General features: G+C 68.4%; 15 protein-coding genes and 3 pseudogenes. 9 read left to right on the top strand and 9 right to left on the bottom strand.

The window, feature by feature from the left end:
• The first annotated feature begins 87 nt into the window (after positions 1-87).
• On the top strand, positions 88-2,532 hold the full coding sequence (locus tag K9S39_RS13085) for a DNA gyrase/topoisomerase IV subunit A (protein WP_248863517.1): 2,445 nt from the start codon (positions 88-90) through the stop codon (positions 2,530-2,532).
• Positions 2,533-2,610: 78 nt separating this feature from the next.
• Here the strand turns inward: K9S39_RS13085 and K9S39_RS13090 are convergent, their stop codons facing one another.
• Both K9S39_RS13090 and K9S39_RS13095 read right to left on the bottom strand, forming a co-directional pair.
• Entirely contained in the window at positions 2,611-3,771 is a 1,161-nt protein-coding gene (locus K9S39_RS13090) for a CobW family GTP-binding protein (protein WP_248863518.1), read from the bottom strand.
• Positions 3,772-3,904: 133 nt separating this feature from the next.
• Complete coding sequence (locus K9S39_RS13095; RefSeq protein WP_248863519.1) at positions 3,905-5,074, bottom strand: citrate synthase/methylcitrate synthase; 1,170 nt, start codon at positions 5,072-5,074, stop codon at positions 3,905-3,907.
• Between the two features lie 111 nt (positions 5,075-5,185).
• On the opposite strand from K9S39_RS13095, the gene K9S39_RS13100 reads away from it, so the two are divergent.
• The 6 genes from K9S39_RS13100 to K9S39_RS13125 all read left to right on the top strand — a co-directional run bounded on the left by K9S39_RS13100 (position 5,186) and on the right by K9S39_RS13125 (position 12,399).
• Positions 5,186-6,457, top strand: a complete 1,272-nt coding sequence (locus K9S39_RS13100; RefSeq protein WP_248863520.1) for a citrate synthase — start codon at positions 5,186-5,188, stop codon at positions 6,455-6,457.
• A 55-nt stretch (positions 6,458-6,512) separates the two neighbouring features.
• Positions 6,513-6,674, top strand: coding sequence for a hypothetical protein (locus tag K9S39_RS13105; protein WP_248863521.1), 162 nt, complete (start codon positions 6,513-6,515; stop codon positions 6,672-6,674).
• A 90-nt stretch (positions 6,675-6,764) separates the two neighbouring features.
• Complete coding sequence (locus tag K9S39_RS13110) at positions 6,765-7,766, top strand: sucrase ferredoxin (protein ID WP_248863522.1); 1,002 nt, start codon at positions 6,765-6,767, stop codon at positions 7,764-7,766.
• A gap of 794 nt (positions 7,767-8,560) precedes the next feature.
• Positions 8,561-10,234 (top strand): ATP-binding protein, encoded by a 1,674-nt coding sequence (locus tag K9S39_RS13115; protein WP_248863523.1) that lies wholly within the window; start codon positions 8,561-8,563, stop codon positions 10,232-10,234.
• Positions 10,219-10,893 carry a DUF7342 family protein gene (locus K9S39_RS13120; protein WP_248863524.1) on the top strand — a complete coding sequence of 225 codons (675 nt, stop codon included), beginning with the start codon at positions 10,219-10,221 and terminating at the stop codon, positions 10,891-10,893. Before K9S39_RS13115 ends, K9S39_RS13120 begins: the two co-directional genes overlap by 16 nt.
• Before the next feature lie 282 nt (positions 10,894-11,175).
• On the top strand, positions 11,176-12,399 hold the full coding sequence (locus tag K9S39_RS13125; RefSeq protein WP_248861321.1) for an IS110 family RNA-guided transposase: 1,224 nt from the start codon (positions 11,176-11,178) through the stop codon (positions 12,397-12,399).
• Positions 12,400-12,437: 38 nt separating this feature from the next.
• On the opposite strand, the pseudogene K9S39_RS13130 reads toward K9S39_RS13125, so the two are convergent.
• From K9S39_RS13130 to K9S39_RS13145, 4 genes and pseudogenes are all read right to left on the bottom strand, one after another.
• Positions 12,438-12,846, bottom strand: a pseudogene (locus K9S39_RS13130) (sodium:solute symporter family transporter); the annotation flags it as partial.
• Positions 12,847-12,946: 100 nt separating this feature from the next.
• Entirely contained in the window at positions 12,947-13,447 is a 501-nt protein-coding gene (locus tag K9S39_RS13135; RefSeq protein WP_248863525.1) for a DUF485 domain-containing protein, read from the bottom strand.
• Positions 13,448-13,563: 116 nt separating this feature from the next.
• A pseudogene (locus K9S39_RS13140) lies at positions 13,564-14,199 on the bottom strand (response regulator).
• Positions 14,200-14,505: 306 nt separating this feature from the next.
• The gene (locus K9S39_RS13145) at positions 14,506-16,626 is read right to left on the bottom strand and encodes a DNA gyrase/topoisomerase IV subunit B (RefSeq protein ID WP_248863526.1); all 2,121 of its coding nucleotides are present in this window, start codon (positions 16,624-16,626) and stop codon (positions 14,506-14,508) included.
• Between the two features lie 444 nt (positions 16,627-17,070).
• On the opposite strand from K9S39_RS13145, the gene K9S39_RS13150 reads away from it, so the two are divergent.
• The gene (locus K9S39_RS13150; protein ID WP_248863527.1) at positions 17,071-17,301 is read left to right on the top strand and encodes a DUF7455 domain-containing protein; all 231 of its coding nucleotides are present in this window, start codon (positions 17,071-17,073) and stop codon (positions 17,299-17,301) included.
• 122 nt (positions 17,302-17,423) lie between these two features.
• Here K9S39_RS13150 and K9S39_RS13155 read toward each other — a convergent pair whose 3' ends face one another.
• A complete protein-coding gene (locus tag K9S39_RS13155; RefSeq protein WP_248863528.1) occupies positions 17,424-18,233 on the bottom strand; it encodes a S1 family peptidase in 810 nt (269 codons plus the stop codon).
• Positions 18,234-18,480: 247 nt separating this feature from the next.
• Between K9S39_RS13155 and K9S39_RS13160 the strand changes: the two genes are divergently transcribed.
• On the top strand, positions 18,481-18,789 hold the full coding sequence (locus tag K9S39_RS13160; RefSeq protein ID WP_248863529.1) for a hypothetical protein: 309 nt from the start codon (positions 18,481-18,483) through the stop codon (positions 18,787-18,789).
• A 6-nt stretch (positions 18,790-18,795) separates the two neighbouring features.
• Here the strand turns inward: K9S39_RS13160 and K9S39_RS13165 are convergent, their stop codons facing one another.
• Positions 18,796-19,029, bottom strand: coding sequence for a DUF397 domain-containing protein (locus K9S39_RS13165; protein WP_248863530.1), 234 nt, complete (start codon positions 19,027-19,029; stop codon positions 18,796-18,798).
• 23 nt (positions 19,030-19,052) lie between these two features.
• Positions 19,053-19,685: pseudogene (locus K9S39_RS13170) on the bottom strand (DUF5753 domain-containing protein); the annotation flags it as partial.
• Positions 19,686-20,654 lie beyond the last annotated feature (969 nt).

The raw sequence follows: 20,654 nt of genomic DNA on the forward strand, positions 1-20,654 counted from the left end.
AGAGTCGGCGGCCGGTCCGACAGCCGACCGCCCGACAGCGTTGATCCAACATCGGCAGTAGACGCAGCAGAAGGAGCCGCAGCCGCGATGGCCCGCCGCAGCACGAAGACCCCGCCGGACGACTTCGAGGAGAAGATCCTCGACATCGACGTCGTCGACGAGATGCAGGGTTCCTTCCTTGAGTACGCGTATTCGGTCATCTACTCCCGCGCCCTGCCGGACGCCCGCGACGGCCTCAAGCCCGTTCAGCGCCGCATCCTGTACCAGATGAACGAAATGGGGCTGCGCCCCGACCGCGGGTATGTGAAGTGCGCCCGCGTCGTCGGCGAGGTCATGGGCAAGCTCCACCCGCACGGCGACGCGTCCATCTACGACGCGATGGTGCGGATGGCGCAGCCGTTCTCGATGCGGCTGCCGCTGGTCGACGGGCACGGCAACTTCGGCTCGCTGGGCAATGACGACCCGCCCGCCGCGATGCGGTACACCGAGAGCCGGATGGCGTCGGCGACGTCCCTGATGACGGAGTCCATCGAGGAGGACACCGTCGACTTCGCACCGAACTACGACGGCCAGGAGCAGGAGCCGGTGGCCCTCCCGGCCGCGTACCCGAATCTCCTCGTCAACGGCTCGTCCGGCATCGCGGTCGGTATGGCGACAAATATGCCGCCGCACAACCTCGGTGAGGTCATCGCCGCGGCCCGCCATCTGATCCGGTATCCGAACGCCGATCTCGATGCCCTGATGCGCTTCGTGCCCGGGCCCGATCTGCCGACCGGTGGCCGGATCGTGGGCCTGAGCGGCGTACGGGACGCGTACGAGAAGGGCCGCGGCACGTTCAAGATCCGCGCGACGGCCACGGTGGAGAACGTCACGGCCCGCCGCAAGGGACTGGTCGTCACCGAACTCCCCTTCACCGTCGGCCCCGAGAAGGTCATCTCCAAGATCAAGGACCTGGTGGGCGCGAAGAGGCTCCAGGGGATCGCCGACGTCAAGGACCTCACCGACCGCGAGCACGGCCTGCGACTGGTGATCGAGGTCAAGAACGGCTTCAATCCCGAGGCCGTGCTGGAGCAGCTCTACAAGCTCACACCGATGGAGGAGTCCTTCGGCATCAACAACGTCGCACTGGTGGACGGCCAGCCGCTGACACTGGGCCTCAAGGAGCTGCTGGAGGTCTATGTCGACCACCGCTTCGAGGTGGTACGCCGGCGCAGCGAGTTCCGGCGCGGCAAGCGGCGCGACCGTCTCCACTTGGTGGAGGGACTGCTGACCGCCCTGGTCGACATCGACGAGGTGATCCGGCTGATCCGCTCCAGTGAGAACAGCGCGCAGGCCAAGGAACGGCTGATCGAGCGCTTCGCGCTGAGCGACGTCCAGACGCAGTACATCCTCGACACCCCGCTGCGCCGGCTGACCAAGTTCGACCGCATCGAGCTGGAGTCGGAGCGCGACCGGCTGCAGTCCGAGATCGAGCAGCTGACCCGGATTCTGGAGTCCGACGCGGAGCTGCGCAAGCTCGTCTCCGGCGAGCTGGCCGCGGTCGCCAAGAAGTACGGCACGGACCGGCGCACCGTCCTGCTGGAGTCGGCGGGCACCGCGGTCGGCGCGGTGCCGCTGGAGGTCGCCGACGACCCGTGCCGGGTGCTGCTGTCCTCCACGGGCCTGCTGGCGCGCACGGTCACCGGCGAGGTGCCCTTCGACGCCCACGCCAAGCGTGCCAAGCACGACGTGATCGTCTCGGCGGTGCCGGCGACGACCCGGGGTGAGGTCGGCGCGGTGACGTCCATGGGGCGGCTGCTGCGGCTCTCGGTGATCGATCTGCCGCAGCTCCCGGACACCGCGGCGGCACCGAACCTCTCCGGAGGCGGGCAGATCTCCGAGTTCCTGACGCTCCAGGACGACGAGCGGCTGATCTGTCTGACGACCCTGGACGAGTCCTCGCCGGGCCTGGCGCTCGGCACGGAGCACGGCGTCGTCAAGCGGGTGGTGCCCGACTACCCGTCCCACAAGGAAGAGTTGGAGGTCATCACCCTCAAGGAGGGCGACCGCATCGTGGGCGCGGCCGAGCTGCGCACCGGTGAGGAGGATCTGGTCTTCATCACGGACGAGGCGCAGCTGCTGCGCTATCAGGCGTCGCAGGTGCGGCCCCAGGGCCGGCCGGCGGGCGGCGTGGCGGGCATCAAGCTGGGCGAAAGCGCGAAGGTGATCGCCTTCGCCGCGGTCGATCCGGCCTCGGACGCCATGGTGTTCACGGTCGCCGGCTCGCACGGCACGCTCGACGACTCGGCGGTGACGGCCAAGCTCACACCGTTCGACCAGTATCCGCGCAAGGGCCGGGCGACGGGCGGCGTGCGCTGCCAGCGGTTCCTGAAGGGCGAGGACTGTCTGGCCCTGGCGTGGGCCGGGCCGGCACCGGTGCGGGCGGCGGACGCCAAGGGCGCTCCCGTGCCGCTGCCGGAGCCCGATCCGCGGCGGGACGGCTCGGGGGTACCGCTGCTGAAGCCGGTAGCGGCGCTGGCGGGGCCGGTGTAGCGGGTCCGTAGCCCCTGTGCACGAGGGCTGGGCCCGGTCGGCGTGATGTCGGCCGGGCCCAGCCCTCCTCGCTCTTCCTCACGCCTCCCGGGAGGGCACATACCGCAGGACGCCCCACATGCTGTTCGCGTCAGCGGCCGTCGGCCCGGTCTCCCGGCAGTTCTCCAGCTCCTTGTGCAGGGCCGCCGCGTCGATGCCGCTGCCGATCATGACGAGTTGGGTGCACCTCTCCTCGCCCTTCGGCCATGGCGAGGGGTAGAAGCGCAGAAAGTCCCCGACCGCGTGCACCGTGAACTTCTGGCGGCTGTCGGGGACGTCGAAGTGGACGAAACCCTTGATGCGGTAGAGGCCGGCGGGGCGGCTGTCGAGGAAGTCCATGAGGCGGCGCGGGTGCATCGGCTCCCGGGACGTGAACTCCACGCTCTGGTAGGCGGCGTGGAGATGATCGGTGTGGCCGCATCCGCCCGCGTGAGGGGTGTGATCCGCATGTCCCGGGTCGCCCGACTGCCCTGAGTGATCGCAGTCGTGGTCGAGGCTGCGGGGGCCTGCGGGGCCGTCGGCACCCTCTTCCCGGTTCGCGGTCGCCTCCCGCAACAGGTCCTCGAAGGACAGCTGCCGCACGGCCGCATCATCGTCCTCGCCCGGGCCACGGTCGAAGAACAGCTCCGGGTCGATCCGCCCGTACGCCGTGCAGACCACGGGTCTGCCGGGCGCGAGATCCGCGAGTGTGTCCATGAGCTGCTTCCGTGCCGCGTCATCGATCCGGTCGGCCTTGTTGAGCACCACGAGATCCGCGATGCCGACGTGCCGGTCGAGTTCGGGATGCCGCTCACGGGTTGCATCGAACTCGGCGGCGTCGATGACCTCGATCAGCCCGCCGTAGACGATCCGTTCGTTGTCGCTGGCGAGGATCATCCTGATGAGTTCCTGGGGCTCGGCCAGCCCACTGGCCTCGATGACGATCACATCGATACGGGCCGCGGGACGCGCGAGCCGCTCCAGGTACTCGTCCAGTTCACTGGTGTCGACGGCGCAGCACAGACAGCCGTTGCCGAGCGAGACCATCGAGTCCACCTGTCCGGCGACGGTCATCGCATCGATCTCGATACTGCCGAAGTCATTGACGATCGCACCGATACGGGTGCCGTCGCCGGCGGCGAGCAGGTGGTTGAGGAGGGTGGTCTTGCCCGACCCGAGGAAGCCCGCGAGCACGACGACCGGGATCTGTTGCGGGGCCAAGAGGGCGCCTCCATGGTGCGGGTGGCGGGGCCGCGCGGACCGGCGGCAGACGAGCTGTCGATCGTAACGGACCGCCTACGGCAGGCTCGGCTCACCCTCCCGGACGGACCCTGTCAGCGGGACGCGACAGCGGTCAGCGGAGCGCGACGGCGGGCAGTGACTGCGGCGCGGGTGGGCCGACGTACCGGGCAGCCGGGCGGATGATCTTCGATTCCTCGGCCTGCTCCAGGATGTTGGCGCTCCAGCCCACGACGCGGGCCGCACAGAACGTGGGCGTGAACATCGCACGCGGCAGACCGCACAGCTCCATCACGACACCCGCGTAGAACTCGACGTTGGTGTGCAGCTCACGCCCCGGCTTGAGCTCGGCGAGCAGTGCCTCCACCCTCGCCTCCACCTGGACGGCGAGTTCCACGAGCGGGCCACCGAAGCCCTCGGCGATACCGCGCAGCATCCGGGAGCGCGGGTCCTCGGTGCGGTAGACGGGGTGCCCGAAACCCATGATCCGGTCGCCGCGCAGCACCCGCTCGCGGATCCAGTCGTCGATGCGATCCGGTGTGCCGATCGCGTCAAGCGTGTCCAGGGCGCGACTGGGTGCACCGCCGTGCAACGGCCCGGAGAGCGCGCCGACCGCGCCGACGAGACAGGCCGCGAGGTCGGCCCCAGTGGAGGTGATGACACGGGCGGTGAACGTCGAGGCATTGAAGCCATGATCGATCGTCAAGATCAGATATTCCTCGATCGCCCGTACACGCTCCGGCTCCGGCTCGTGACCGGTGAGCATGTAGAGGTAGTTGGCGGCATAGGACAGGTCGCTGCGCGGCTCCACCGGCGGCTCCCCCTGGCCGAGCCGATGGAGCGCGGTGAGCAGGGTCGGCACAGCGGCACATGCGGCGAGCGCGTCGGCGCGACGACGGTCGGCGTCCATGTCGTACAGCGGCCGGAACCCGGCGGACGCACCCAGCAGCGAGAGCGCGGTACGCAGCCCCGCGAGCGGTCCGGAGAGCGCGCCGGCGCGGGCGATGCCGGGCAATGCGTCGCGTACAGCGGCAGGCAGCTCGCGCAGGGCAGCGGTCTTCGCCGTGAAGGAGGCCAGCTGCGCCGCGTCCGGCAGCTCGCCGTGGAACATCAAGTACCAGGCATCCTCAAAGCTGCGAGCCGCAGCGAGCTCCACAGCCGAGTACTGCCGGTAGTGGTAGAAGCCCTCGCGGCCCCGTACGTCGCCCAGTTCGGTCTCGGTGACGATGACGCCCGCAAGCCCGCGAGGCGCCTCGATCGGCGCGTTCACCTCAGCGATCGGCATAACGAACTCCTTGTCTCTTCCCGCCAAATATTGATCCGACTGTCTACGCTTGACTCAACCCTTGTCAATGTTGATTGAATCAATGCACATACGGCTGGATACGGTGGACCCATGGCGGATCAAGACACGGCTCACGGCACAGCGCATCCCCCTGCCGACAACTCGACAGGGCGGCGGCTGAGCACCCGGGAAGCGGCCGACAGGCTCGGCGTGAAGCCGGAGACGGTGTACGCCTACGTCAGCCGCGGCCAGCTGACCAGCCGCCGCGAGCCCGGCAGCCGCGGCAGCACCTTCGACGCGAAGGAGGTGGGCGCACTCGCACGGCGCGGCGGCCGACGCGAACCATCCGCCTCCGGCGGCGAGTTCGCGGTTCGTACAGGCATCACGCTCATCGACCGCGACCACTGCTACTTCCGCGGCGTCGACACAACGGAACTCGCCGCCAACTACAGCTACGAGGAAGTCGCCGAGTGGCTGTGGACCGGCGAAATGCGCCGCGGCATCCGCTTCGCGGCACCGCCCGACCCACTGACCTCAGCCCGCCGCGCCGTACAGGCGCTGCCTGCACACGCCGGGCCAATGGACCGATTGCGCGTCGCGGTGATCGCCTCGGCGGCCGCCGACCCGCTGCGCTTCGACTTGTCCGAGGACGCTGTCCTCAACACCGCCCGCAGCCTCATCCCGACCCTCGTCGACTCACTGCCGCAACAGGCCGCCGAGCAGCACGAAACAACCCCACTGGCACCGCGGCTGTGGTCGCGGCTGGCCTCCGCCCCGGCCGACGCGGCGTCACTGCGCGTCCTGGACGCAGCGCTGGTACTGCTCATCGACCACGACCTCGCTGCCTCGACACTCGCGGTCCGAGTCGCCGCTTCAGCACGCGCCCATCCGTACGCGATCGTCTCGGCCGGCTTCGGAGCGCTGGACGGCACCCTGCACGGCGCGGCAAGCGGTCTCGCCCACCGCATGCTGCTTGAGGTCCTGGAACGTGGCAGCGCAGCCGCGGTGGTCGCCGATCACCTGCGAGCAGGTCGGCGGGTACCGGGCCTCGGCCACCGCCTGTACCGAGGCGAGGATCCGCGAGCCCGCGCGCTCTTCCGGCTGCTGGAGGACGTACCGCTGGCGCGGCCGGCCCTGCAGGCGGCACGCCAGGTGATCACGACCACAGCCCGGCACGCAGAGCTGCACGCCAATGTCGACCTTGCGCTGGCCGTCCTGACCGTATCGGCTGGCATGCCGGCCGAAGCCGGCGAGACGGTCTTCGCCATCGCCCGTACGGCCGGCTGGATCGCACACGCCATCGAGGAGTACGACGAGCCCCCACTGCGAATGCGTCCCAGCGGCCAGTACCAAGGCCCCCGCCCGCCACAGCCACTGCCGTGATGGCGCGGACCACTTCTGCTGGAGCCTGACGCTGACGAACGGCCTCACTCGGGAGATGTCGCCGGCGGCGAAGGTGTCACTCGCGTCACCTGCCGCCGGGCCGGACCACGCCGTCGACGGTGACCAGGCCGCCGTGTCCGCCCAGGCGCTGTTCCAGCCGGGCTCGCCGCACCCTTCAACGACGGAGGACGTGCCGCTGCCGCTGCCCTGGCCGTAGATGAAGATCCGGCCACGTGGGAAGTGGAATCCGTCACCACCCTCCCCTCCCGACCTCAGCCCTCCCACGGCGCGGGTTAGGCTCACCTTTGTGAGCACCTGCGCGACCGCCTCCCGCGAATCGGCCGAGGCCCTGGCCGGAACCGCGGCCACTGCCCCGACCTGGCTGCTCATCGAGCAGACCGGGCCGTGGGGCGCCAAGGCGCTGACGGACAGCCACCTCGACCCTGACATCGGCCGCGCCCTGGAGGCCGCGACCGACGGCACAAATGTTCGCGTCGCCTTGATCCGTCGGCCTGGACGCCATGCCGACTGCCACGGCGTCTCCCGGCGTCGGCTGTTCATCGCGCACACCGCGCCGGGCCACTCCTGGATCCGTACGACCACCGTCACCGACCCGAGAGCGGCTCTCGGGCTGGACTTCGCCGCGCTGGGGGCCGGAAAGCACGGCGGCCTCTGGGAGCCGTACACCGGTGAACCGCTGGTCCTCGTCTGCACGAACGGCAAGCGGGACCGCTGCTGCGCGCTCCTCGGCCGCCCGCTGGCCGCTGAGGTCGCCGCCAGCGGAATCGAAGCCTGGGAAGTCACGCACATCGGCGGCCACCGCTTCTCCCCCACGCTTTTCGTCCTCCCCTACGGCTACGCGTACGGACGGGCCTCGGCTCATCTGGTCAAGGACGCTGTCGAGGCGGCGCGCAGTGGACGGATCATGTTGGACGACTGCCGCGGGCGCTCGGCGTGGGACCCGCCGGCCCAGGCCGCCGACCTCGCGGTCCGCGAGCTGATCCGCGAGGAGCGGGCGGACGCACTCGACGTCGTAAGGGCCGACGCGGTGCGGCCCGAACCGGTGCGGGGCGATGGCCCGGCGCCCGTCAGCGGACCGATCACGGGAAGCTCCCCTGCCTGGACCGTTTCCATCGCGCACGCCGACGGCCGCACGTGGCGCGTCACGGTCGAGCAGCGGGCCGATGGTGCTCCTGCGCCCGCCAGCTGTGGTGCGCCGCTCAGTCCACCGGCGCGTATGACGGTCACGGCCATCGCGGGAGTCACTGCCTCGGCGTGGCCCATCGCGGCCGCTGCTCCGCTCCCCTGACGCCGGGGCAATGTCCGGCTGAACGGTCTTCCCGTGGCACCGGCAGCGGCATTCCTCGCCCTGCAGCTCCGCTCGCGCTCTTCGCCCCCTACCGAACACCACCCCTATCGTCATCCCCAGCGTCACGGCCAGACCCAGACCGAACACCGCCGCCGCGACCTGCCCCGCGGAGATCGGGCGCGCATCCCCCCTCTTTGCCGGCCCCTGTCCTCCGTTGCCCGCAATCGAGCGCATGGGCGTTCCCCTCCTGTCTCTGGCCTCGTCGTGTCCGTCGGGCTGCAACTGCCCGCAGCCGAGCAGAGCGCCAGTGCCACTCACCCGCAACCGCCCTGGCCACGCCAGAGCCGCTTTGAGCGCCCCGAACCGACGTTCACGCTGCGAAGCTAGGCGCGTACGATCTGCGGCCGAAAGCCCTGTGGATAACTCCGCACAGTCCTCCCCGCCTGCCGATAAGTCGCGGCGAGCATGCCCGGCCCCCTCCGGAGTCAGAACAGCGAGAACTACCGGAACTGCTGCCGCCACGCTTACTGTTCATCCGTATGGGCGAGAGGGACGCATCGGCTCCACACGCGAGCGCCGCCGGGTCTTCGGGTTCCGCACCATTTCCCAGCGACTCGCCACACACCGGTGCCTCTACGGAAGAGACATGCAACGCCGGTCCTGCCGATCAGCCTGACCGCAACCGGTGGGCCACCGACGGTCCGTCCCCGGCCAGCAGTCGGCGAACAGCCCCGTGGCTGCGCCTGACACACCCTCGTCTGGGCTGGCCACGCCGGGTCTTTTCCCAGGTGCTGATGATGCAGCTGGCCATCGCCACCGGCGTCACCGCGCTCGCAACCGGCCTGTTCCTCGCCCCGCTCAGTGCCGAGCTCGACGAGCAAGCCATGCACCGCGCGCTCGCCATCGCGCAAACCACCGCCGCCGAGACACACCTGGACGATGACCTGGAGGCATCACGCCCCACGCGCCACGGCCCCGTCCAGAATGAGGCCGAGCGGATACGCGCCGCCACTGGCGCCAAGTACGTGGTGATCATGGACAAGCACGGTGTGCGCTGGTCCCACACCGACCCAGACGAGATCGGACACCACGTCTCCACCGACCCGACTGTCGTGCTCTCGGGCCGAGAGATTATGCAGATCGACGAGGGCACACTCGGCCGCTCCGCGCGGGGCAAGGTCCCGCTGCGGGACGAGGCCGGCAAGGTGGTTGGAGCCGTATCCGTGGGCATCGCGTACGAGAGCGTGCAACAACGATTGCTCTCCACGGTCCCCGAGCTGCTCGCCTACGCGGGCGGAGCGCTCGCCGTGGGTGCCTTCGCCTCGTACCTCGTCTCCCGCCACCTCCAGCGCCGGACCCATGACCTGGCATTTTCCGACATTTCCGCGTTGCTCACCGAGCGCGAGGCGATGCTGCACGGCATCCGTGAGGGGTCCCTCGCGCTCGACAAGCTCGGCCGGATCCGCCTCATGAACGATGAGGCGCGGCGCCTTCTCGACCTGCGCGCCCAGGACACCGGCCGCCCGCTGGACGACGCCCTTCCACCGGGACGTACCACCGATGTGCTGGCGGGGCGGGTAGCCGGCGTGGATCTGCTGGCCGTCAGGGGTCAGCGTGTCCTCGTGGCGAATCGGATGCCGACCGACGACGGCGGGGCCGTGGTCACCTTACGCGACCGCACCGAGCTGGAGCGTCTGGGGAGGGAACTGGACGGCACGCGCGGCCTGATCGACGCACTCCGTGCCCAGGACCACGAGCACGCCAACCGGCTGCACACGCTCCTTGGGCTGCTTGAACTTGGGCTTTATGAAGAGGCTGTGGAATTCGTGACACTAGCGGTGGGCGTACACCGGGCGACGGCCGAACAGGTCACCGAGCGCATCCACGATCCGCTGCTGGCCGCTCTCCTGGTCGGTAAGGCCACCGTTGCCACGGAGCGGGACGCCTCGTTGAGTATCTCGGCCGATACGCATCTCCCCGATTGTCTGATCGACCCGCACAGCCTCGTCACCGTTCTGGGCAACCTCGTTGACAACGCCCTGGACGCCACTGCAGGCAAGCGGGACGCTCAACTGGAGGTGACGGTCCGCACCGAAGGGCGCACCGCGATCGTCCGCGTCAGTGACAACGGACCGGGCGTACCCGAGTCCCGTCGCGCGGAAATCTTCACTGAGGGCTGGACGACCAAGGAGCCACCCGCCCACGGGCAGCGCGGTATCGGGCTGGCACTCGTACGCCGCCTCACCGAGCGCTATGGAGGCAGCGCCGAGGTTGCCGAACGCCCTGGTGGCGGTGCAGAGTTCACCGTCACGCTCCCCGATTCGCTGTCCGATGAGCTTCCCCCACCGCATGAAGCCCATCGTCACGAAACACTCACGGACACCCGCGCCACCGCCAGCCACCATGACGCCGAGGGTGGTCACCACTTTGAAGACGCGACAGGAGCCGACCGATGTTCGACGTGCTGATCATTGACGACGACGTGCGGGTCGCGAAGATCAACGCAGCGTACGTCACCAAAATCACGGGTTTCCGGGTCAGTGGCCTCGCGCACACCGCGGCCGAGGCCCTGGCCGCCCTCGACACGCAGCATGCCGATCTCATCCTTCTGGACCATTACCTCCCCGATGGGACCGGGCTCCAACTGGTGGGGGAACTGCGGCGACGCGACCTGGTCACCGACGTCATCATGGTGACGGCAGCGCGCGATATCGCGACCGTTCAGACCGCCATGCGCCACGGTGCGCTGCAGTACCTGGTCAAGCCGTTCACCTTCGCAGGCCTGCGCTCCAAGCTGGAGGGTTACGCGGCACTGCACCGCACGTTCGAGGGGGGTGGCCAGGCAGAGCAGTCCGAAGTCGATCGGCTCTTCGGGGCGTTGGGGGCCGCCAACGCCGGCCCCTCCGAGCTGCCCAAGGGGCACTCCACCGCCACCGCAGACCGTGTGCGCTCGGTGTTACGTTCTGCGGACGCCCCTCTGTCGGCCCAGGACGTCGCCCTCCGGACCGGCATGAGCCGGCAGACCGCCCAGCGCTACCTCAAGCTGCTCGAACGTACCGGCCGGATCAGTCTCACCCTCAGGTACGGCGAGACCGGTCGTCCCGAGCACCGTTACGAGTGGGGCTAGGCAACACGGTAGGTGAACCTACCCACCACAACCACGTCGCCTAATGGGAGCTACGGGGCCGGGGAATGCTCGGTTCCGTAGCCGCCAGCAGGTGAGCACTATCGCCGCCGGAAGCAGTCGAGTTCTGGTGTCAGACCGTGCCCCTGCTGGTGGCCGGGAGGCCAGACCGCTGATGGGGTGGCGTGCCCGCCCCGCGGGGCGTGAGCACTGGATCCATTAGGCCGCGCGCCGTGCCTTCCGCAGGCTACGACGCGCAACGAGAACACACTTGGGGAGGGTTTGTTGCTGCTGATCGGTGACGACTGGGCCGAAGACCACCACGACGTCGAGCTCCAGGACGAGGCCGGCCGCAAGCTGGCCACCGCGAACCTGCCCGAAGGAGTCGCCGGCATCGCCAGGCTCCACGAACTCATCGCCCGTCACGGCGGTGAGCTGGATCCTGGGGAGGTGGTCGTCGGGATCGAGACCGACCGGGGCTCGTGGGTCCAGGCCCTGGTTGCCTCCGGCTACCAGGTCTACGCGATCAATCCCCGGCAGGTGGCCCGGTTCAAGGAGCGGTACGCCTCCTCGGGGGCCAAGAGCGACAAGGGTGACGCGCACGCGCTCGCCGACATGGTCCGCATCGACCGCGACCAGCTGCGGCCGGTGGCCGGAGACAGCGGCCAGGCCCAGGCCGTCAAGGTCGTCGCCCGCGCCCACCAGACCCTGATCTGGGAACGAACCCGCACCTTCCAGCGGCTACGCAGCACGCTGCGCGAGTACTTTCCCGCCGCCCTGACCGCCTACGCCGACCTGACTCTGACCAGCTCCGACGCCATGGAACTGCTGATCAAGGCGCCCACGTCGGCCACGGCGGCGAAGCTGACCCGCACTCAGGTCACGGCCGTCCTGGCCCGGCATCGCCGACGCAACCGCGACGCGAAGGCGGCCACCATCCAGGCCGCGCTCCGCGAGCGACAGCTCGCCCTGCCCGGGCAGGTCACCGCAGCCTACGCGGCAGCCGTGACCGCTCACGCGCGGCTGATCATCGCGCTGAACGAGCAGATCACCGGGATGGAAGAGCAGGTGAAGGCGCATTTTCTCGCGCACCCGGACGCTGAGATCTACCTCTCGATGCCCGGCATCGGGGAGATCACCGGGGCCCGGGTGCTCGCCGAGTTCGGAGATGATCCCACCCGTTACGCCTCCGCGAAGGCACGCAAGAACTATGCCGGGACCAGCCCCGTCACCCGGGCCTCTGGCAAGAGCCGCACCGTCCAGGCCCGATACGTCCGCAACAACCGTCTCGCCGATGCCCTCCAGCGCCAGGCGTTCTGCGCCCTGCGGGCGTCCCCCGGCGCCCGCCGCTACTACGACAAACAACGCGCCCGTGACATCGACTACAACCCGGCCCTGCGACAGGTCGGCAACCGCCTCGTCGGCATCCTCCACGGCTGCCTCAAAACACGAACCCGCTACGACGAAGCGACCGCATGGTCGCACCACGCCCAACCCCATGCCGCTTGACCTTCAACGACATGGGGTGTCTGACACCGGAACCCTCGTTAAGCCGCGCCCGCTCCCGTGAGCGCCCGGACTTCGGTCTTTGTATGCCGGGCCTCATCGGCGGCGTCCCGGGAGAGCACCGATCCCAGCCACCCCATGAAGAAGCCCAGCGGGATCGACACGCTACCGGGGTCCTCCAGGGGGAAGTAGGCGAAGTCCAGTCCAGGAAGTAGTGACTCCGGGCTGCCGGAGACCACCGGCGAGAGGACGACAAGCACGATCGCCGGGATCAGGTCGCCGTAGACCGACCAGACTGCGCCGCGAGTCGTGAAGCGCCGCCAAAAGAGGCTGTACAGCAGCACCGGCACATTGGCCGAGGCAGCGACGGGCGAATGCGAGGCCGACGAGGAAGGCGACATTCAAATCCTGGGCCAGCAGCGCGAGGCCGATAGCGACCGCGCAGACCCCGCCGATCCGCGCCGGCGGCGGCTCACCCAGGTGGTGATCGCGAGGGTCACCGCGATGAATGCGCTGAACAGGACCAGCGCGAGAGTCTGCTGGTCGCCGGTCAACGGACGTTCCTTCGGGTCAGTTCCTGGGCGTCCCAGCGAATGTCGAGCGCGACGCGGTCACGGCACAGCCGTGCGTGCCGCGCGTACGCCCAGGTGAACAGGAAGGTCGTGGCGAACTGCCCGATTCCGGCGAGCATCGCGACGTTGAGCGCACCGGCGACGCTTCGGGACATGAAGTCCGGTGCCAGGGTCGCCGCGATCACGTAGGCGAGGTACCAGGCCAGGAAGACGGCCGTGGCGGGCACGACGAATCGCCGGTATCTGCGGCGTACTTCCTGGAAGGCGGCGCTCTTCTGCACCCCCAGGTACACCTCGACGTGGGACGCGGACCGCGGTCCCGGTACCGGCGGCGGTGACTGCGCGCGGTCCCGCGCTCCCGTCCCGTCCACTGCATCGTTCAACTCGCCCCATCCGGAGGCGAGAGCGTCATACCAAGGGTCGTTGAGCCACAGGGCCGCCCCTGGCTCATCGGCCGCGCGGCCGTCCTGCTTGTCCACCGAACACTCCTTGTTGCACGGGCCTGTTGACCGTGCGCCCAAGAATGGGACAGAAAGGAATATCAAGAAAGACAAGGATTCTTCATGCAGAATGCTTCACCCCATAAGGTGAGGGACTATCCGGGCGGCTGTGCGAGTCCGTGGCGGTACGCGTCATGGATCGCCTGGTCTCGGTCCCGCACGCCCGCTTTGGTGAAGAGGTTGTTGACGTGGGTCTTCACGGTCGCCGTGGAGACGTGCAGCCCGCCCGCGATCTCGGGGTGCGTCTGCCCCTCCGCGACGAGCCGCAGCGCCTCCACCTCGCGGGGGGGGGCAGTCCGTCCGGGGGCTCTTCCGGCCGTTCCGGAAGGCTCGATGCGGATTCTGCGAGCGCTCCAGCAGTCTGCGCTGGATCCGGGGCGACAGACGGGCCTCACCCGAGAGCACATTGTCGATGGCGTGGACGATCTCGTCTCCGTCCGCACCCTTGGTGAGGTAGCCGCGGGCGCCGGCCTGCAGTGCGGGGCAGAGCGAGTCGCCGTCGGCGTAGGTGGTGAGCACCACGACCTGGGTGCCGGGATGTCCCGCACGGATACAGCGGGTCGATTCGACACCGTCACAGCGTGGCATCCACAAGGCCATGAGGACGACGTCGGCGGGCGAGTTCCTCGACCTGACGGACCGCCTCCTCGCCGAAGGGCCGCCGCGATGCCGACGAGCCCGATACGTACCGCGATCCCGACAAGCCAGACGTCCCCGGGTCGCCCAGCCACCTTGGTCCAGACGGCTCCCCCTGTCGTCCGTCCACATGTGTCTGGCCCCGGCCCAGGCGGCGCCACTGGCCAGTCCGATGACGAGTTCCGCGGCGAGCAGCACGGTCGGACTCACGTGGTGCGCGGGGTCCAGGGGCTCAGCGAGCTGCTCATGTCCTGGGCCTCCGTGAGGATTTGACGACCCGGCGACGGTACGGCGCGAGACCCACCGGCCGGACCGGCGCCAGGGTAGGGCCGAGGTGGAAAACGCGACGGGCGCCTCTCCACCCGTGGGTGGACAGACGCCCGTGCTGGGACCCGCGCGGCTCAGGTGTCGATGCGCGAACGGTCCAGAGTGGACGCGGAGTTGGTGATGAACTCCTTACGGGGGGCGACCTCGTTGCCCATCAGGAGGTCGAAAGCCTTCTCCGCCACTTCCAGATCACTGATGTTGATCCGTCGCAGGGTGCGGTGACGTGGGTCCATGGTGGTCTCGGCGAGTTGGTCGGCGTCCATTTCGCCCAGGCCCTTGTAGCGCTGGATGCTGTCCTTGTAGCGGACCTTCTTGCGTTCGAGTTCGAGCAGGGTCTGGCGCAGTTCGCTGTCCGAGTAGGTGTAGATGTACTTTTCCTGACCCTTCTTGGGATTGACCAATTCGACGCGGTGCAGCGGCGGAACGGCGGAAAAGACCCTGCCCTGCTCGACCATCGGACGCATATAGCGCTGGAAGAGGGTCAGCAGCAGACAGCGGATGTGGGCGCCGTCGACGTCGGCGTCGGCGAGGAAGATGACCTTGCCGTAGCGGGCGGTGTCGATGTCGAAGGTCCGGCCGGACCCAGCCCCTATGACCTGGATGATGGCGCCGCACTCGGCATTCTTCAGCATGTCCGAGACCGATGACTTCTGGACGTTCAGAATCTTGCCGCGGATCGGCAGCAGCGCCTGGAATTCCGAGTTCCGCGCGAGCTTCGCGGTGCCCAGCGCCGAGTCTCCCTCGACGATGAACAGTTCGCTGCGGTCGACGTTGTCGCTGCGGCAGTCGGCGAGCTTGGCCGGCAGCGACGAGGATTCCAGCGCCGTCTTCCGCCGCTGGGCCTCCTTGTGCTGGCGGGCGGCGATGCGCGTACGGGCCGCGGCCACGACCTTCTCCAGGACGGCGCGCGCCTGTTGCTTGGCGTCCCGCTTCGTGGACGTCAGGAACGCCTTGAGTTCCTTGCTCACCACTTGGGCGACGATCCGCGAGGCGGCGGAGGTGCCGAGCACCTCCTTGGTCTGGCCTTCGAACTGCGGCTCCGCGAGCCGCACCGTGACGACGGCGGTGAGGCCCTCCATGGCGTCGTCCTTGACGACGTCGTCCTCGGCGACGCGCAGCAGCTTGCTCGATCTCAGCACTTCGTTGACGGTCTTGGTGACCGAGCGCTCGAAGCCGGAGACATGGGTGCCGCCCTTGGGCGTCGCGATGATGTTGACGAACGACCTGACCGTCGCGTCGTAGCCGGTCCCCCACCGGAGGGCGATGTCGACGCCCAGTTCACGGGTGACTTCGGTGGGTGTCATGTGGCCGCGGTCGTCCAGGACGGGCACGGTCTCCTTGAAGGTGCCCTGGCCGCTGAGCCGCAGTACGTCGGAGACGGCTTTGTCCTGCGCCAAATATTCACAGAATTCGCTGATGCCGCCGTCGTAGTGGAAGGTCTCCTCGGTTTTGCCGGCGCTCTCGATGCCACGCTCGTCGCGGACGACGAGGGTCAGGCCCGGTACGAGGAAGGCCGTCTGGCGAGCGCGGGCGTGCAGCGTCTCCAGGGAGAGCTTGGCGTCCTTGAGGAAGATCTGTCGGTCGGCCCAGTAGCGCACCCGGGTGCCGGTCTTCGTCTTGGGCACCCGCTTTCCCTTGCGCAGGCCGTTCGCGGGGTCGAACGGGGCGTCGGGGCCGGATTCGGTGAAGACGCCGGGGACGCCGCGGCGGAAGCTGATCGAGTGGGTCCTGCTGCTGCGGTCCACCTCGATGTCGAGGCGCGCGGAGAGCGCGTTGACGACCGAGGCGCCGACGCCGTGCAGACCGCCGGAGGCGGCATAGGAGCCGCCGCCGAACTTTCCGCCGGCGTGCAGCTTGGTCATGACAACCTCGACGCCACTGAGTCCGGTCTTGGGCTCGACGTCGACGGGGATGCCGCGGCCGTTGTCGCGGACCTCCACCGACCCGTCGTCGTGCAGGACCACCTCGATGTGGTCGCAGTGGCCGCCGAGCGCCTCATCGACCGAGTTGTCGATGATCTCCCACAGGCAGTGCATCAGACCGCGGCTGTCCGTCGAGCCGATGTACATACCAGGTCGCTTGCGGACGGCCTCCAGCCCCTCAAGGACGAGCAGATGCCGCGCGGTGTAGTTGGAACCGTCCCGGTCTGCCCCGGTCAGCACTGCGGTGGACGGCACGGACATCTCGGCGGTCACGCGGTTCGCTCCTCGCTGAATTTCTGGCAGTCCGCATTCCGCGGACTCGGTTGTGGCGGTGTGGCCGATCAGAGGGTACCGAGGCCTGGTAGAGCCGATGTGACGCCACCCGCCGTAGCACTCATGGTAGTAGAGTTTCGATCGTACGTTCGATCCCTCGTTGGGGTGACATGGGGATGACGTGCACATCACGTTCCCTTCGAGGCATGAACCATTTAGGCTCCGGGCACGTCCTCAACAACAACCGGCAAGCCAGCCGGGAGGGCAGACCCCAGAAACAACGTGAATCTGACCACCACGCAATACGGCTCATTCGCCGCCACCCGGCAGCACCCGGCCACCTCGGAGAATTTTTTTCGAGAAAAAGGCACAAGCGGGAACGTTTTCGGCCTGGTTGGATGTTGACCCTGGTACGACAGCTCGTCGAGCTAGAGAAGAGGCGACGTGACTACTGTTCTGACACCCGCGAGCCCGCTGACGGCCGCTGACCGCTGCGACCGCTGCGGCGCCCAGGCATACCTGCGCGTCGTCCTGATGTCCGGCGGAGAACTGCTCTTCTGCGCCCACCACGGTCGCAAGTTCGAGCCAGAACTCAAGAAGATCGCCGCGGAAATACAGGACGAGACGGAGCGGCTCACCGCTTCTCCGGCGTCTGCGACCGACGAGGAACGCTGACACATCGCATCCACGACGAGCGAGTAGCGGCCCAGGCCGTGCGGCGGGTGGTCTCCCCGGCACAAGCGGGGAGACCACCCGCACTCGTACGCTCTGGCGCGCCTGAGAGCCCCTGGCGTCGCTCAGTCGGCTCCATGTTCGGACACGGCCGGGAGCAGCGCTGAGGCGCGCGTATACACCCCGGGATGACTCGCCTGGCCGCAGCCCGTCCCCCACGACACCAGCCCCACCAGGCGTCCCCTAGCCACGAGCGGTCCACCGCTGTCCCCCTGGCAGGCGTCCCGCCCGCCACCCTGCGCCCCCGCGCACAGCATCGACGCGGGCTTGTACGTGCCGTCGGCGCTGCCCGGGTAGGCCTGCGAGCAGACCGAGTCCTCCAGGACGTTCACGCCGGCCGACCGCAGACCGGTCGCGTAGCTGCCCGCGCCTGTCGTGTCCCCCCAGCCGTAGACCGTCGCCCGTGTCCCCGGCTTGTAGGCGGCGTCCCCCCGGCCGGCTATCGGTATCGCCCGTCCGCCGGCCGGGCGCTCCAGCTTCAGGACGGCCATGTCGCCCTCGTTCGTCCAGCTGTCGTACCGCGGGTTGACCCACACGTTCGCGGCTTTGAGCTCCTTGCCGCCTCTGCCCGCCAGGTTGTCGCGTCCTATGACGACGCGCAGATCCCGCACCTGCTGCCACGGCACGCCCAGGACCTCCTTGCTGAGGCAGTGCGCGGCCGTGACCACCGTCGAGCGCCCGACGAGCACACCGCCGCAGAACTGTCCGGAGCGGTCGGTGCCGAAGCGCTCATGGGAGGCGAGGGCCACCACCCAGGGGCTCTCCGATACGTGTACAGCGTCGCCGCCGACCACCGATCCGTCCGCGGCCGCCGTGGTCGGAGCGGCCAGGACCAGCACGAAGGCTCCGAGAGTTGCATAGGAGATCGAACGCATACGGACTCCTGACTCTGGGACAGTGCACGCCCACCCAGAGTGACCCAAACGGCCGCGTCCCGCACCCGGACGGCCGCGAGCCCGGCACCTCCATCGGGGAGGTCCGGGCTCGCGGCGTCGTCCGTACGCGTTCGGCTAGTCGAGGTAGTCGCGCAGCATTAGTGCATAAGCGCTGTGCTTGACCAGCGTAGTTGCAGGTGGGAGGGAAGCGCAGACAGCCAAATATCCTCGATTGAAGATGATCTCGATGACCGCCTCCGACTCCTACCGAGCCCGCGCCGACGCCCTCATAGCCAGCAGCAACCCGAAAGCCCGCACCATGAACGCCACCGATCGACCGTGGGAGCCATTCTGCGACGCCATAGAGAACGCGCCGCCTGAGCTTGTGATCTGCGTCTTCTATCGCGTAATCCAGGCCCTTCGGGAGGCATACCGCGACCACGCCGACGGGTGGAGCCCGGAGGAACTGGAAGACGCCGACCAGTTGGACCGCCGCCTCTGCGAGCACCTGGTGGCGCATGGCTGGGCGGACATCGAGACGATCATGATCCGGTGAGGCATCTCATAGAGGGGTCTTGACCATCGCCAGAAACGCCGACCAGACCCGGGCATCGAACTCCAGGAGAGGGCCGCCCGGGTCTTTGCTGTCCAGGACGGCTACGGCTCCCGCCGCCACCCCTGCGGACGTCCACGCTCCTGCGACTCCAACGCACTCGTCACCCGCTCGACTGTACGAGGAGAAGAGGAAGGGCTCTCCTCGGTGGGTTCGGGTGACTCCTGCTTTACGGACCGCCATGACTCCAGGACCTCTCGGATGAACCTGCGGGTGGACTGCGGTGTCATGGCTTCCCTCGCAATGTCGCTGTACGTCGAGTGCAGCTTCGCAACGTCGGCGAGACGCGTGGAGTACCAAGACCCCATGATCGTCTCAACGTAGCCAACGCGGTGGTCATCGTCCAGGCCATACAACGTGAACTGATCAGCGAGCCCCGGCGTGACGACCCGGTCAGGCAGCACCTGAACGACGATCTTCGCGTGCGCCGACAGCATCAGCAGGTGTTCCAGCTGGGCGGCGTGCATGCCGCCCTCATCGTCCAGGTCGATGCACCGCGTGATGGCCCGCTCCCCGAGGACGAACCACGCGCCCCTCAGGCCCTCGTCGAAGGTGCGGCGCAGGAAGGTCTTGGCCCTCTGGTCCTTGAGGTTGACGCGGCGGCGTGTCTCGTAGTGCGGGAGTTTGGGGTGTGCGGCCGACAGGATCGCCCCGGAGTAGGCCGGGGTCTGGAGGTTGCCGGGGATGACGGTGCTGTCCCACACGCGGATCGTTTGCGCTCTGGCGTCCAGCGTGGCGAGCCGGTCGATGTTGGTGGCGCCGGACTCGGCGGTTTCGATACGCCCCATGTCGCTTTGGCTGGGCGCTCGTAGGTCTCTGAGAAGCTCATCTGTCCGCATGGCATGCCCTCTTGACGAGACGTGAGATCGTCCGGCCCACGCTACTCGCCGCAACAGCTCCCTGACTAGCTGCAAACCATTGGCGCAGATCTGCAGCGCGAGGCCGGGATGTCCACCCGCGCCATCGCCTCCGGGCTGGGGGTCAGCCACGAAACGGCTGCTGATGATCAGCGAGGTGTCAGAAATCTGACACCTGCCCCCGCGCCATCGGCTCCGGGCTGGGCGTCGATCCCATGACCGTTGTCCGTGATCTTTCAGGTGTAGCAAATGCGACACCTGCTCCGGTGACCGGCACTGACGGCAAGACACGCGAACGGGCCGCCAAGATCGTCACATTGAAGCGGGGCGGATACCGGGCCGGACCATTCTGATTCGGCCGGGCGGCGGATTCAGAATGATCACGCAGGGGAGCGCAGGGGCCTCGGGCCGACCGGAAATAGGGCCGCCCGGCCCTATTTCGGCAGGCGTCAGCCTCTATCAGAGACGCGTGTCGCCCCAGGACCGCGAGAACCGCTGCCAGCACCCGTACTTCTCGATCCACGCCCACCCCGGCGAGGTAGCCGATGCCGGTGATCTTGACGTTGTCCATTTGGACAGAGTCAACGGTCGCCCCACGTCCGGCTGAAGTGGGCCCAATGGCCAGGGAAGCGATCGGTACGGCCGATCCACGCCCAACCACCGCTGTTCGCCGTCGGTTCGGGCCCGGGTGCGGGTGGCCGCGAACCGTCCGGTAGTTCGCAGAGTTCCTCGCGGGGCCGCACCTTCGACCTGTGACCCCGTGGCGACGTACGCGGAGGTGGCGGTGCGTCGAAAGCACGGGGATTATTACCTGGGTAATTTTTCCCGCCATCCGGGTCGGGGTCCAGACCGGCCAGCGCACGCCGACCAGCCTCCCGCAACCGCTCGTTGTACTCGACACCAGCGCGGCGATTACACGCTCCGTGACTGACCCCAATGTATCCGTCACCG

Origin of the sequence: Streptomyces halobius (genome assembly GCF_023277745.1) — a bacterium.
GTDB classification, from domain to species: Bacteria; Actinomycetota; Actinomycetes; order Streptomycetales; family Streptomycetaceae; genus Streptomyces; species Streptomyces halobius.